Origin of the sequence: Thermosynechococcus sp. TG215, from assembly GCF_031583455.1 — a bacterium.
Lineage (GTDB): Bacteria > Cyanobacteriota > Cyanobacteriia > Thermosynechococcales > Thermosynechococcaceae > Thermosynechococcus.
The window spans coordinates 51,598-65,741 of record NZ_CP134178.1; the positions used below are offsets into that span (position 1 = coordinate 51,598).

Here is a 14,144-nt window from a genome sequence, read left to right on the forward strand (position 1 = left end):
TGGCTCTGCCTAGGGCACGCTGAGACAAGAATCGCTTAATAGTTCCGCTGCATGTACTTGGTCACGGGTGCCACAGGACAATTGGGTTTGCGGGTGGTGCGCCGCTGTATCACGTTGGGGCTGCCGGTACGAGCCTTTGTGCGCCTGACGAGCCAATACGATCTCCTCAAGGAATGGGGTGCTGAGATTTTCATTGGCGATCTGCAACAGCCCCGCGATATTCAGGCTGCCATGGCGGGCGTGGAGGCGGTGATTTGCTGCCATGGTAGTCAGTTACTCAGCCGTGCCATTCAGGCGATTGATTACCGTGCTACGTTGGATGTGATTCAGGCGGCTCAGGAACAGGGGGTACGCCATGTAACCTTGATTTCTCCTTTGGCGGTGACGGGCGATCGCCAGCAGTCCCCCTTTCTCAAGGCCAAGTACGAAGTCGAGCAGGTGCTCATCAGCAGTGGCCTCAACTATGCCATTTTCCGCTGCCCCACCCTTATGTCTAGTTTGCTGCCCCTTGCGGAGCGCTTTCAGCAGACGGGGGTTTACATTGTCCTTGGAGATCCCCAGCACCGCCTGCAACTGCTCAGTCCCGAGGATTTAGCCCGCTGTATTCTCGTGGCTAGTCAAGCCAGCCAACCGGCCATTTTTAGCTTGGCACATCCAGAGGTCTTAACCCGCCAAGAGATTGCCGATCGCCTTGGTCGCTTTTTCAATAAACGCCCCTTTGTCATGACGGTTCCCCTAGCCGTGATTGACGGCGCTCGTCAGTTTTTGGGAGTGATGAATCGGGATCTTGAGGCCAGCCTAGGAACGCTGCGAACCCTATTGGCCTATGAAAGTCTCTGCCCTGCCAGTGAAATTGAACGTGCCCAAACCTATTTTCAGCTCTCCTTTGAGTCTTTAGAGACATTCTTGGATCGCTACTTCTAGCCGCGAATATCCCCACAGGGGCGATCGCGATAGGCCTGCCAATAGCGATTAAACGTGACCCAGTCAAAACTACGCGGATCCATGCGCTCGCCAGAGCGATCCACCGCCGCATGGGTGGTTACCCGTTGGAGATCAATGCCCGTTTGCGCCACCAGCCATGCCAAGGTACGGTACTGAGCATCGGTATAGCCCGCATGGGTAGAACCATTATGGCGACCTTCAGGAGGGGTTTCTAGGGAAAAGTGGAGGGCAAAATTGTTCACCGAAGGGGCAAGGCGGAGGTTGGTCTGCACCGTTTCCCTGCCAAAGACAGAGTTGCCCGCACCATAGGCACGCTTGGACCAAGGCACTAAGTGCAGCAGCCAACCCCTGAGGGTAATCAGTTCATGGTAGCTGGCTTGATCTTCATCGCGGGGATGCGGTGTTTGGAAAAAATCCAGCGTAGATTGGGCAGAGGCCACAGTTTCATGCAAAACAATCAGCGGTGCATTGTCCACCACTTGACCCCGGACATCGGTACGGTAGCGATCGCCAAAATTGGTGCGGTCGATGGGGACACTGTACCAAGGGGGCGTAAATAAACACTGTTGATGAACTTGGCGGACTTGAGCAAAAAGGCGTTCATAGGGGGCGCCATCACTGCGTTGTAGAGGCAGCAGGGTATTCTCTGGCAGCGGGGGTGAGGGCGATGAGTCCGTTGGCGGATCAAATTGGGGATCATCAATGGAGACCGCTTGACTCAAATCAAGGGGGCGATCGCCACTGGGGATAGAGCCAATCATCACACTCCACAGGGACAGCACAACCACGGTAGCGATCGCCAGCGAAATCATCAACCGCAGGCCTCGGAAACGACGCAGCATAGGCAGAACGGAACCAATTTGGCACAATACAATCAAACCCTAAGCCAAAAATTTGGGATCAGCAAGCGGATGATTATTGTTCTAAAAAGTGGCACCCCCGGTGAAGAGATTGAGCGGGTTAGCGCTGAGATGCGCACTTGGGGACTCACCCCCGAAAAAATTGTGGGCAAGCACAAAGTCGTTATTGGTCTTGTCGGCGAAACTGCGGAACTCGATCCCCTGCGAATTCAGGAAATTAGCCCTTGGATTGAACACGTTCTGCGAGTTGAGCAGCCCTTCAAGCGAGCCAGTCGCGAGTATCGCCACGGTGAACCCAGTGAAGTGGTGGTGCCAACGCCCAACGGCGAAGTTATTTTCGGCGAAGGTCATGATGTGGTGGTGGTGGCAGGGCCTTGCTCCGTTGAAAATGAAGCGATGATCCTTGAAACGGCGCAGCGGGTGAAAGCGGCGGGTGCCAAGTTTCTCCGCGGTGGCGCCTATAAACCCCGTACCTCCCCCTATGCCTTCCAAGGCCATGGTGAAAGTGCCCTTGATCTGTTGGCAGCAGCAAAAGAAAAAACGGGCTTGGGCATCATTACCGAAGTCATGGACGCAGCGGATCTAGACAAAATTGCTGAAGTGGCCGATGTGCTGCAAATTGGTGCCCGTAACATGCAAAACTTTTCGCTTCTCAAGCGGGTGGGTGCCCAACCCAAACCCGTGCTTTTGAAACGGGGGATGTCTGCCACCATCGAGGAATGGCTGATGGCTGCTGAGTACATTTTGGCGGCAGGGAACCCCAATGTGATTCTCTGTGAACGGGGCATTCGCACCTTTGACCGTGAATATACCCGCAATACCTTGGATTTAGCAGCGATTCCGGTGCTGCGCAAGCTCACCCATCTGCCGATTATGATTGACCCCAGTCATGGCACCGGCTGGGCAGAATTTGTACCTGCCATGGCCAAAGCCGCCGTGGCCGCAGGCGCCGATGCCCTGATGATTGAAGTGCACCCCAACCCAGCAAAAGCCCTCTCCGATGGTGCCCAATCCCTCACGCCGGATCAGTTTGATGAGTTGATGCAGGCCTTGCAACGTCCCCTTGTGAGTCTCAGTCGATAGGCTGCCGAGATGACCGATATGCTGGTCAAGCTCTACGAGCTAGCGGTGGATTGGCCCGCCGTCATGGCGCATCAGCAGCAGGGGATTCACTACCGCCAGCCTTTGGGGTCAGAAGTAGACTGGATTGTCCAGTGGGTGGGCGATCGCTTTAGTGCCGGTTGGCGCAGTGAAGTGGCTCTTGCCTTGAGTCAGCGTCCGCCACGGGGACTGATTGCCGTTGAAAATGGCGAACTTCTAGGCTTTGCCTGCTACGATGCAGCCGCCCTGGGACTGTTTGGGCCAATGGCTGTGGCCGAACCCTATCGCGGGCGGGGGATTGGTCGCCTGCTGTTGCAGTTAACCTTGGCTCAGATGCAGGCAGCGGGCTATGCCTATGCCGTGATTGGCTGGGTTTCCTCAGAGGACTTTTATGCAAAGACCGTTGGTGCCATGCCGATTCCCAATTCGCGGCCCGGACTCTGGCAAACGGCCTTAAACCTTGGGCAGTTGACTAACCCGTCAGGCTCTTAACGAGGAGGCCAAGGACAAATCCCAAACCAGCAAAGCGGACAAAGTGCCAAAAGTTTTCTTGAGCCAGAATGTCCTGCCAGCATTCCCGCGCTGCTTCCCCTAAATGGAACAGGAGGGTCAGGCCAAACTCCGCCTCTAGTTGCCGCAGCTCTTGGACGAGGCGATCGCGCTCTTGATCTAGGGCAGCCTGATTACGTCCTTTTAACCGTGCTTGGGTGGCTTTGATCTGCTCGTACTCACGGTAAAGCTCTGCCATCCGTGTTTGCGTCTCTTCATAAACCTGACGCACCTCATCTTGGGGTTCCACAACCTAGCCCCCATGACTGCGGGGATCATCACTGCGTTGGCGGGCGAGGGGACTCGTGAGTTGGGACATTTCACCCGTCAGTTGACCGTAGGGCAAGGGGAGGTTATTGCTGAGGGCTTCAAGATTTTTGGCCATCACTTCCTTGGGTTGCAGGCCGATCGCCACTGCTTGGGGTTCCAAGTGCCGATTCAGAAAGACAAAATGGGGAATGCCATCCACATTAAAGCGCTCAATTTCCGGTAGCCACTTGGTGTTGTCCACATTCAGCATGACGAAGTTCAGGCGATCGCGATATTGCGCCTTTAATTCCGCCAAATCCTTGGCCATGGCGCGACAGGTGCTACACCAGTTGGCGTAAAACTCCAAAAGTGTCGGCTTGCCATTGACTTGAGCCTCCTCCCAAGGGGTGGCTTGGCGGGCTTGCTCGGCGAGGGTGAGGGGTTGATTGCTACTGCGCAGACCCGCCAATAGGGCAAGACTAATGAGAATGGCGACAACAGCAATCACAAAATTCCGTAACCGTTGACCACTGGCTGCCGTTGCTGCTCCCATAGGGCATTCCTTGCACGTCTTAACACGTTGATCCTAGCGGATTTTCTTCCCAAGAGTTGCCCCATGTTGACGTAACACAGCGCTTTTCACAGGGATTGAACGGCTTTGAAAGGTTCAAACTTCTTTGACACTCATCCCGCTAACGCTAGGCGTATAGCAGGAGATTCCCCGTTCACAGAGTCATAGAACAAGCTCCTATCCGCTTTGTGTACCGTTTTTTAGAAACAGGCTATACCTTTGCTATGATAGATATTCTGGAACTTGGGCGGTTAACTCAGTTGGTAGAGTATCTCGTTTACACCGAGGCTGTCGGGGGTTCGAGTCCCTCACCGCCCATCCTAAAATCAATGCCTCAGGAATCTTCGCTATCTTTGATCTGAGATTGCCGCTGCTGGCGTAACCATGTGGCTTCATCCAAGCTGTCTTTGGCCACGACGATGTACTCATTCTCTTGGTGATCAATAATTAAAATCTCCTGACCATGCTGGGGGGTGACCGTTGCCCAAGGGGGGAGCACTGCCGGCAGAATCAGCCGATTGCGATTGGCATCCAAAACACTCACTTGGCCAATACCAGTACCACTGTGGGGAATATGGGCAGAACTGACGTGGCCACTGCACCCCAGCAGGCGATCGCGACTGGTATCTTCACTAAACTGCGCAAAAATTTGCCCCAAAGGCCGTGAACACAGCCCCCCAATTGTTAGCGCCAACAGCAGTGCCGCGATCGCAATCACCCCAGACCACACCACCCCCGGCCAACTGCCACTCAGGGTGTAAAAGAGAACATTAAAAAACCAGCCCAGCACGCCCAAAAGGCTAAAGTCTAAGGCGAGCAAGAGAATGAGGGGCGCTCTCCCCACCCCCAACCAATGCAAAATTGTCAGAAATGAGATGCCCTCCTCTAGATCGACCTCCACTTCCAAGGGATCGGCATCTCCCTCTAGCTCGACCTCTTCAGCGCCCACATCGCCAAAGATCACCGTCAAAAAGAGCAAGACCCCCATGCCCAAGACAATCCAGTAGGGAGTGTGAATCAAGTGAAATAGCATTGCCTTAGTACATAAAGGGATTTTCAGGCTCAGGAATCGGCGTTATCGTCTCAGCAACCAATACCAATTGGCGGCGGTCGTTGAGGGTTTCTGTGGTCATCCGACCTTCAACGCGAAACCACTGATCTTGGGGATAGGCTTGGCGCGATCGCCCCAATTTCACGGGCAGTCCCACAGGATAGGCATCCGCTGCACAACAGGTAATGACAAAACGGGTGAGCGTGAGATAAGTCTCTGGCAGTTGGGGACTATGAACCGCAAATCCCTCAATGCGAGCGGGCAACCCCCTATAGGCATCGGGTTCGGGATAGACATCAAGGGTGCGAATCCAGTCAATGAGCGTCCGCTCCTCAGGCCGTTGATTGAGGCGAAAGGCCACTGGACTATTGCGGGTCACTGTCAAGCCATCCTCGAGACCGCGATGAATGGCCGTGGCACTATTGAAAGGACGGGGCGTCATCACCAAACCCACGACTGCCGCGAAAATCAGAATACTGAGCGTCCAACGAGCCGGTAAGAGGGCAACATGCTGCACAGGTGTCACTCGCCCCCGCCATAACCGCCACCCTTGCCAACCACTCACAGCAACTAAAAGAAACCCAGCGGCGATCGCCAGCGCAAAATAGTTGGGGTGAATTAGTAACCCCAGTCGCCCCTGCCACCAATATCGAAGAAACAACATTCCCCAGAGGAGAAGTGCCCCAACCGTCCACCACTCTTGCTGTAGCCAGCGACGGCGCATCATCATGCGTTGGACACGCGGAGAATAGTGATTGGAGGAGCTAGAAAACATCGGGCGGTGGAAAATTCGCCATCCCTAAACATTCTAGGGGGAATCCTGCCACTGCGGGCTTAGCTCACGAAAGTTAAAGAGGGTGGCCTTGGGATGACATTGGGCACAACCATCGAGGGTGACGGGCTGCGGCACCGCAACACGGGGATGGAGGATACGAAAGAAGGGCGATCGCCCGACGCGAAAGGGAATTTGGGCATCGTTGGGCAGGGGTCGCGAATAGGTGCGCAAATAGTTCCACAGGGGAACCAGCTCTGGGCGGGGAATGGGTTCGAGGGTTGCGCCGTAGTGATTGGTATCTTGAATCAGTACCTGCCATGCCGGAGTGGGCAATGTTTCCGGGGGGACTGCGAGGTGACAACTGCCACAGCGCCGCAGATAGATTTGCGCTCCCAACTGGGCATTCAAGGGCAAAACATCGACGGTACCGCTCCAGTCGGGGGTGGCGATCGCTGCTAAGGCTGTACCCACTAGGGCACAGAGCATCAAAAGAACTGCCCCTACCCCCCAGCGCCAGTGTTGTCTAATCTTGGATATACTCAAGCCCTTCATCCAAACAAAACTGTGCCCGCATCAGTTCTCGGCCGAGATAGGCCGCATGGTCAAACATCGTCACCAGTTGGCGATCCTTTTCAAAGAGTTCAATGCACAACTCCTTGGCTGTTCGACCGCTAAGTACTAGATCGGGTTCCCGCGTTACTTTCCCTTTGGTGGGAATGGGTTCTCCCGTATCGGGATCCACCGCTAAGCCCTTCTCATTGATGTCATTGGGATAGTGTTTCATCCAGATCAGTTCTTGCGCAGGGTCAATGTAGATAATGAAATACCCTGCCGGATCGAGATGAATAAATCGCTGCGATAGCTTGTTGTCAAGCGCCGTGCGTTCTGCTTTGCTCAACGCCTATCTTTCCTCTAATGGATCCACTCTATTATTGTACGGCGAACTCGACTGGAATCTGCGGGCCGAGCCTTGAGTTTTGGGACATTCGCGTTATAATGAGAATTGCGCAAAAATTTCGGCTCAGTAGCTCAGTGGTTAGAGCAGGGGACTCATAAGCCCAAGGTCGCAGGTTCAAATCCCGCCTGAGCCACTTCTTATGACGATTCAAACTATACGGTTGCTGCCTCTAGCTCGACTCCTTCTAGCAAGTCATTCACGGGGAAGCGATCGAGGAGGTAGCGTGCCTGCTGGGCGCTTTGGCGGAGTTGGGGACTGGTGTGGGGCGCATGGGGAATCTGGGAAAGAAAATCGAGGGTGCGCCGCAGCAACCGCACAATATCGCCGGCATCGAGATTGGTTTCAGTGCACAATTCATGCCACGGCGTGCCCAAGGCCCACTGCTCTACCAAGCCAATGAGATCCCACTCGTACCAGAGGGGAAAGATGATGTGATGGCGACGCTGCACCTGAAACAGTCGGCGGCGAATCGGACTAAGGGCGGCAAGGCGTTCTTCCACTTCACTGGGAATGGGGTAGTTGCACCAACTGTCGGAACGGGGCGTTTCAGTCACTAGAGCTGCGATCGCTGCCGCCAAGAGGTGGGGGGGCAAGTCATCGAGTTCACCAGAGGCCAAGGCCAGAGCCAACCACAGTTCATTTTCGCCGCGCAGAGCAGCGGCCATTTCCCCAAGGGGGGTGGGGGTTAGGTCGTTGAGGCCACCAAAGTCCTGCAGGGCAGCAATGAGGGCAAGAAATTGCTCCCAGTGGCGTTGGGACTGTTGCTGGAGCTTGTGCTGGCGATCGCGCAGTTCCGTTTGTAGCCGTTCTTCGCGACGAACTAAGCGTAGCAGCGAATGGACATTTTGCGGCAGACTGGCTTGGAGTTGCGTGAGTTTGGCCTCAAGGTCAGCGATTTTAGCGGCTTGAGCCGCCACTTCCGGCGCGGCTAAGACAGGTGGCAGATCCGGGAGGGTACCGAGGTAGTGATTCGCCTCATTGCAGGGATAACTTTCCCCTAGGCGCAGTTTCATTGCCTCTGGGGGCGGGGGGAGATTGCTACAGGGGGGGCGATCGGGATAGACAGCCAAAATGTCATCAATGCCAACGACCCGAAAGCGACCATCAGCCGCAAGGCACAGCCAGTGGGGCAACTGCCCGGAACCAGCAACGGGTTGACAGAGGACGGCGGCTAAGGGGGGATGGTCTCGCAGGGGGGATTTGATATGGAGCCATGTCCCCGGCGGCACCGCCATCATAAAGGGGAGGAGTTCTTGGGCACGTTCCTGCTCCGCCTGCTGTTCGAGGATTTTCAGGAGGCGTTGATCCTGTCGTAGCCGTTCCCGCAGCTTTTGATACTGCGCTAGTTGCTGCCGATCAATGCCTGTGAGGCGTTGTTGCACGGTTTGCAATTCCGTTTCCAGTTGGGCGATCGCCTGCCGTTGGGGCGTGAGTTGCAATGTGGCCAAATACTGCCCAAAACTGCGCTCCACCAATTCCCGCGCTTCTTCAAGGGTGTGGCGTTGGAGCAGGTTCAAGACCATGCCATAGCTGGGGGTAAATTGGCTAATGAGGGGATCCGGGGCGGCGGTGGCCAAAAATGCCGCTTCATGGGCGCCCTCAAAGGGGGTTTGCAGCGTCACCACATGACCCACGGTATCCATACCGCGGCGGCCGGCTCGCCCTGCCATTTGCAAAAATTCAGAGGCCGTCAGGAGGCGATGACCACTGTCGGTGCGCTTCGAAAGGGTGGAAATGACGGTGGTGCGCGCGGGCATATTGATCCCTGCGGCCAGCGTTTCCGTGGCAAAGACGAGTTTGATCAGGCCTTCTTGAAAGAGGGTTTCCACAAGGGTTTTCACCACGGGTAGCACCCCGGCATGGTGAGCGGCAATCCCTTGGTAGAGGGGGGCAATCATTTGCGGGGCAACAATGTCCTGATGTTGTGCCAAAAAGGCCTCGACCCGCTCCGCTAGTGCTTGCTGTTCTGCCTTGGTGAGGAGATTCATGCCCAGGACCTCTTGAACCGCTTGGTCACAGCCGCGCCGACTAAAGATAAAGTAAATGGCCGGCAGCATCTCCCGCTGTTGCAGTTGGCTGACCACGTAGCGGATGCTCAAAAAGTCCCGCTTGCCGCCGCGTCGCCGCAGTTCGGGCTGGCCGTGGAGCTTCGGGTTGAGGCGTTTGCGTTGGCCGTCCAAGAGGGGGAAGAGTCCCTTGCCGTTGCAAAAGTAAAAGTGCAGCGGTATCGGTCGCCAGTCGGAGTAGATCAGTTCAGCATCCCCATGGACGGATTGAATCCAGTCGGTGAGTTGTTCGCCGTTGGCGATCGTGGCGGAGAGGGCGACTAGTTGAATTTCCTTGGGGCAGTAGATGATCGATTCTTCCCAAACGGTGCCCCGCTGGCGATCGTTCATGTAGTGGCATTCATCGAGCACCACCACTTCAACCCCCGCAAGGGAGGTACCCACTTCGCCAATGGGAGTGCCGTAGAGCATATTGCGGAAAATTTCCGTCGTCATCACCAGAATCGGGGCATCGCGGTTAATCGAGACATCCCCGGTCAAGAGGCCGACCTGCTCTGCACCAAACTGCTGCTGAAAGTCACGCCACTTCTGGTTGGAGAGTGCCTTGAGGGGGGTGGTGTAAAAAACCCGCTGCTGCCGCGTCAGGGCACGGTGAATCGCATACTCACCAATGAGGGTTTTACCTGACCCCGTAGGAGCACAGACCACCACAGAGCGACCGGCATCAAGGGCAGCGATCGCCGCTTCTTGAAAGGCATCCAGTTCAAAGGGGAGTTGGGCAAGGAAGTCTGCTAGGGCCGGCAATCGCTCACTCATGGGGTAGGTGTCGGCTCCTGCTGCACCAGAACTTCACCCCTGAGGAGCCGTGCCGCCGCATCCAGTAATTGCTCCTCGAGATAGGGCTTGGTAAAGTAGCCCCGTGCCCCCAGTTGTGCGGCCATCTTGCGGTGGCGATCGGCGCCCCGTGAGGTCAGCATGGCGATCGGCAGATGGTTGAGTTTGGGATCTTTTTGAATCCGCGAGAGCAACTCCAAGCCATCCATGCGTGGCATCTCAATGTCACAAAAGACTAAGTCACAGGGCAAGCCAGAGCGCAGTTTTTCCCACGCATCTTGACCATCCCGTGCCTGCTCAACGCGGTAGCCTGCCCGCGTAAAGGTCATTGAGAGCAACTCCCGCACTGTAATCGAGTCGTCGATAATCAGCACCAAGGGTTCGGAGGCTTCCTCGGGTTCCGCAACATCCATGGTGTGACCAAAGCCACGCCAGTCGCGATCCATGCGTCCTAGGGACAGGTCAATAATTTCCAGCACGTCGGCGATCGCCATCGCGCGACCATCCCCTTGAACTGTGACTCCCGCTACCCCCACCGGCTTCGGCACCGGTCCAGACAACTGCTTAATCACGATTTCCTGTTCGCCGATGACCTGATCCACCTCCATGGCCACGAGATCATCGCCGCTGCGCAGCACAACAATTGAGACCATGCCATCGTCTTGGCTGCTGCCGCCATAGACATTGCTGCGGCTAATATTGCGGCTGTACTTGAGCAAGTCCCCCAGTTTACGCACTGGCAGCAGGCGATCGTGCCACGAGAGGACACGTTGACCATCTTCTAGGGTTTGGATGCGCTCTTGGGGAATATCCAGCATATCCTCCACACCGTCAATGGGGAAAGCAATGCGGCAGTGGTTATCAATGCAGCAGAGGGCTTTGGTAATGCTCAGCGTCAGCGGCAAGCGGATCGTAAAGGTGGTGCCTTTGCCCACCGTAGAGTCAATGTTAATCGTGCCGCGAATGTCCTCAAGATTTTTGCGCACCACATCCATCCCCACACCGCGACCGGCAAGGGCATCGGCTTGATCTTTGGTGCTAAATCCCGACTGGAAGAGGAAGGCATAGACCTCTTGGCGCGACAGGTTGGGGGCATCCGCCTCCTTCAGGAGACCCTTCTCGATTGCCTTGCGTTTTACCCGTTCTGGGTCAATCCCCGCCCCATCGTCACTGACGGAGATAATCGCTTGACTGCCTTGATAGAAGGCTCGCACGCGAATCAGGCCTTTTTCAGGTTTGCCCAATCGCCGCCGCTCTTCGGGGGGTTCAATACCGTGATAGACGGCGTTATTGATCAGGTGGGTCATCGGGTCAAAGAGCTTTTCGAGAATGCCCTTGTCAATGAGGGTATCTTCCCCTTCAATCTTCAGTTCCACCTGTTTGCCAATGGTACTGGCAACGCGGCGCACGGCACCCGGCAAGCGGACAGACATTTCACGGAAGGGCACCATTCGTGAGCGGCTCAACCCCTCTTGAACTTGGGTAGTGACTTGACGAAACTGCCGTGCCACCTGCTCCACTTCATCAATCACGTACTGGATGTCATCCGCTGCCTCCCGCACCCGCACGATCCGCTCAATCACCTCCTGAGAGAGGGTGTGGAAACCGGTAAAGCGATCCATTTCCAAGGCATCAAACTCGACCCCCGTGGCGTGGGTTCCCCGTTCCCCTTGGCCATTGGCTGCCCGTGCTGTCGTTACGCCCAACAGTGAACTCTCAAGGAGCGATCGCTCGTAGAGGTCTTGCATTTGTTGGCTGACATCCCCAAGTTGTTGGACTTGGTAGAGCAAGTTATCAAGAAACTGCCGCAGGCGTTCTTGGGTGTCTTCGAGGCTATTGCGGTTGACCACCAACTCCCCAACGAGGTTACTCAAGGTATCGAGGTGGCGTACGGGTACCCGCATGGTTTGCTCCACCAAGGCGCTACCTTTTGGCCCTGCCCCGGCTCGGCGAGGAGTGGCCGCCTTCGCACTACTCCCTGCGGGTTGGGGAATTAATTTCTCTAAATCGGCAAAACTATCATCCGCAGTCGAGGGGGCTGTTGTGGCCGGCGGTGGGGTGGGTGCCGTAGGGGTGGCTTGACCCAAGAGTTGCTCGAGATCCTCAAAGGCCGGTGGCGCCACCGTCTCTAAAAGCTGATCCAATTCGTTGAACGTGGCAGCCTCAGCTGGGGTTGTACTCGTTGCACTTTGCTCAATCAACCCCTCCAATTCCTCTAGGACGCTTTCGGGGGTGGCAGGCACAGTGGCATCATTCATCAGTGCCTCCAGTTCAGCCATGCTGGCAGCTTCAGGGGAGGGAATGGATTCCTCCACCACCGCTTCGGGTTCCGTCATGCCTGCAGCTTCAGGAGAGGTGAAGGAGGCTTCCATGAGGGATTCTCGCTCGGTAATGCTACTAGCAGTCTCAGGAGCGGGTACAATCTCCTCCACTAGGGGTTCGGGTTCAGCAATATTTGCCGCTGTGACTTCAGGCATACTTGGCTCAGCGATCGCCGGTGCCTCGGATAGCGTTTCTGCCCAAGGATCATCAGGGCTTGGCGGAGCAATAAATTCCGCGAGGGCTTCTTCCGCCGCATTATCCACAACCAAGTTTTCTAGGACATCGTTGAGACCCGGCACCTCTTCGAGGAACTCAGCCACATCCTCAGCAACATCACTGAGAGCAGGGATCTCAAAGTCCTCTTCTAAGGGAAGCAGATCGGGAGCCTCAGTGGTTTCCACCTCACCCAAAAAGTCTTCTAGGGAAGCAACTGCCTCATCAAGAGCGGCCATCTCTGAGGGGGCTTCCTCGGCGAATTGTTCAAGAAATGCATCCAGACCAAGTTCGGCGGGTTCTGCGGCTGCACTCTCCTCAAGAGGACGGTCAAGTGTCAAGGGCGCCTCAAGGGCCTCAGCCATACTTTCGGCGATCGCTGGCGGTGTGAGGTCATCGAGGGAGGCTTCCTCCACCTCCGCAGAGACCAGCTCACCCGAGAGTTCTTCAATTTCATCGAGAATGGCATCAAGGCGGGGTTCTGCCTCAGGCAACTCCTCAGCAGCGGTTATGTTCAAAAAGTCGGAAATCTCCTCATCAAAGGCCGCTTCATCCCCCAGCTCTAAACTGGCCAAATCCTCCTCAAGGGTGTCCTCCAGCCAGGCCGTCGGCAGCGCTGTGGCATCACTAAAAATGTCACTCAATTCTTGGAAATCAGTCCCACTCTTCTCACCAAAAACAGTGACACCATCGCCACCGCTGCTCATTGGCTCCATTGGCTCGGAAATCTCTTCTTCAGGCACCCTCACCTCTAGCGGAGCAACCTCAGAGGCCATTTCAAGGGGTTGCAGTGGTTCCTCAAGGGTGACGGGAGCTGATTCTAAGACCACAGGCTCTGGCGCTTCTGGAACAACAGCCGGCGCTTCCTCAATCACAGGGGGCTGAAGCGCCACTAAACTGTCACTGGGACGAATCGCACTGCCTTGACCATTGAGCACCAAGTCGCGAGCCGCCATAATCTCTTTAATCACCACGGGTGCCAAGGCCGTGAGGGGCTGAGCTGTGTTACTCACCGCCTGTTGGGCGATCGCCAGCAGTTCAACCCACTGGGGCAGCGCAAAGGTTTCCCCCAATTGACCCAAATTAGAACAGGCCTCCGCCAATTCTTGCCGCACTTGGGGCGAATCGGGTTGCTTAAAGAGTTGCAACATTGCCCGCAAGCGATCGGGCACCTCCGTTTGAAAGACTAAGCGGTAGCTGGAGTCAGCAACGGGTTGCACCGGCGGCTTAACGGGTTCGGCCACAGGGGGAGAAGGCGCAGCTACAGGGGGCGCCACCTCTGCTCCTTGGGTCAGGTGGCTCAAGTGGGCTTGCAGTTGATTGAAGACTGGCTCCACCCGATTCAGCGTTGCCGTTGCTGTCTCCTCCGTCAAACCAAAGGGGCCTTGCAATTCATCGAGGAGTTCCCGCAGCGCATCAAAGGCTTGCAAAAAGAGTTGCTCTAGGGTTTCATCCACCGTTACGGGGTGTTCCCGCAGAATTTTGAAGTAGTCCTCCAGCTTGTGGGCGGTGTGCTGAATGCTATGGAGTCCGAGCATAGCCGCTCCCCCTTTGACGGAGTGGGCTGCCCGAAACATTTCACTCATCGCCTCGGGGTCATTGACCACCTGCTGGAGATTCATCAAACTGTCTTCAATGGTGGTCAGGTGTTCCTGCGCCTCCTCAATGAAGTAGCCAAGAATGCGCTTTTGTTGATCGCTTTGCATAGCC

At 55.9% G+C, this 14,144-nt stretch carries 12 protein-coding genes and 2 tRNA genes; 5 read left to right on the plus strand and 9 right to left on the minus strand.

Annotation, left to right across the window (positions count from 1 at the left end; translation table 11 throughout):
• The first annotated feature begins 51 nt into the window (after positions 1 to 51).
• Entirely contained in the window at positions 52 to 924 is an 873-nt protein-coding gene (locus RHJ02_RS00250; protein ID WP_206200570.1) for an SDR family oxidoreductase, read from the plus strand.
• On the opposite strand, the gene RHJ02_RS00255 is transcribed toward RHJ02_RS00250, so the two are convergent.
• A complete protein-coding gene (locus RHJ02_RS00255; protein ID WP_310800311.1) occupies positions 921 to 1,787 on the minus strand; it encodes a peptidoglycan recognition family protein in 867 nt (288 codons plus the stop codon). The two genes, RHJ02_RS00250 and RHJ02_RS00255, sit on opposite strands and share 4 nt — an antisense overlap.
• 69 nt (positions 1,788 to 1,856) lie before the next feature.
• Between RHJ02_RS00255 and aroF the strand changes: the two genes are divergently transcribed.
• Together aroF and RHJ02_RS00265 are read left to right on the plus strand one after the other, a co-directional pair.
• A complete protein-coding gene (gene aroF, locus RHJ02_RS00260; protein WP_310800312.1) occupies positions 1,857 to 2,888 on the plus strand; it encodes a 3-deoxy-7-phosphoheptulonate synthase in 1,032 nt (343 codons plus the stop codon).
• 9 nt (positions 2,889 to 2,897) lie between these two features.
• Positions 2,898 to 3,398, plus strand: coding sequence for a GNAT family N-acetyltransferase (locus tag RHJ02_RS00265; protein WP_206200572.1), 501 nt, complete (start codon positions 2,898 to 2,900; stop codon positions 3,396 to 3,398).
• Here the strand turns inward: RHJ02_RS00265 and RHJ02_RS00270 are convergent.
• Both RHJ02_RS00270 and RHJ02_RS00275 read right to left on the minus strand, forming a co-directional pair.
• A complete protein-coding gene (locus tag RHJ02_RS00270; RefSeq protein ID WP_206200573.1) occupies positions 3,379 to 3,705 on the minus strand; it encodes a hypothetical protein in 327 nt (108 codons plus the stop codon). The genes RHJ02_RS00265 and RHJ02_RS00270 overlap by 20 nt on opposite strands.
• A 3-nt stretch (positions 3,706 to 3,708) precedes the next feature.
• Positions 3,709 to 4,257: a thioredoxin family protein gene (locus RHJ02_RS00275; protein ID WP_206200574.1), complete on the minus strand. Its 549-nt coding sequence runs from the start codon at positions 4,255 to 4,257 to the stop codon at positions 3,709 to 3,711.
• A 263-nt stretch (positions 4,258 to 4,520) separates the two neighbouring features.
• Here RHJ02_RS00275 and RHJ02_RS00280 point away from each other — a divergent pair.
• Positions 4,521 to 4,593: transfer RNA gene (locus tag RHJ02_RS00280), tRNA-Val, on the plus strand.
• Between the two features lie 16 nt (positions 4,594 to 4,609).
• Here the strand turns inward: RHJ02_RS00280 and RHJ02_RS00285 are convergent.
• Genes RHJ02_RS00285 through RHJ02_RS00300 form a run of 4 tightly spaced genes read right to left on the minus strand, consistent with a single transcriptional unit; the run spans position 4,610 to position 6,999 of the window.
• Positions 4,610 to 5,308: an OB-fold-containig protein gene (locus tag RHJ02_RS00285; RefSeq protein ID WP_206200575.1), complete on the minus strand. Its 699-nt coding sequence runs from the start codon at positions 5,306 to 5,308 to the stop codon at positions 4,610 to 4,612.
• Positions 5,309 to 5,312: 4 nt separating this feature from the next.
• Positions 5,313 to 6,101 carry a TIGR03943 family putative permease subunit gene (locus RHJ02_RS00290; protein ID WP_206200576.1) on the minus strand — a complete coding sequence of 263 codons (789 nt, stop codon included), beginning with the start codon at positions 6,099 to 6,101 and terminating at the stop codon, positions 5,313 to 5,315.
• Positions 6,102 to 6,134: 33 nt separating this feature from the next.
• A complete protein-coding gene (locus tag RHJ02_RS00295) occupies positions 6,135 to 6,587 on the minus strand; it encodes a diheme cytochrome c (RefSeq protein WP_225901605.1) in 453 nt (150 codons plus the stop codon).
• A 37-nt stretch (positions 6,588 to 6,624) separates the two neighbouring features.
• On the minus strand, positions 6,625 to 6,999 hold the full coding sequence (locus tag RHJ02_RS00300; protein ID WP_149817099.1) for a DUF4346 domain-containing protein: 375 nt from the start codon (positions 6,997 to 6,999) through the stop codon (positions 6,625 to 6,627).
• 120 nt (positions 7,000 to 7,119) lie between these two features.
• Here RHJ02_RS00300 and RHJ02_RS00305 point away from each other — a divergent pair.
• Positions 7,120 to 7,192: transfer RNA gene (locus RHJ02_RS00305), tRNA-Met, on the plus strand.
• A gap of 19 nt (positions 7,193 to 7,211) precedes the next feature.
• Here RHJ02_RS00305 and RHJ02_RS00310 read toward each other — a convergent pair.
• Positions 7,212 to 9,881, minus strand: a complete 2,670-nt coding sequence (locus tag RHJ02_RS00310; RefSeq protein WP_310800313.1) for a DEAD/DEAH box helicase — start codon at positions 9,879 to 9,881, stop codon at positions 7,212 to 7,214.
• Complete coding sequence (locus RHJ02_RS00315) at positions 9,878 to 14,140, minus strand: response regulator (RefSeq protein ID WP_310800314.1); 4,263 nt, start codon at positions 14,138 to 14,140, stop codon at positions 9,878 to 9,880. Before RHJ02_RS00315 ends, RHJ02_RS00310 begins: the two co-directional genes overlap by 4 nt.
• Positions 14,141 to 14,144: the final 4 nt, after the last annotated feature.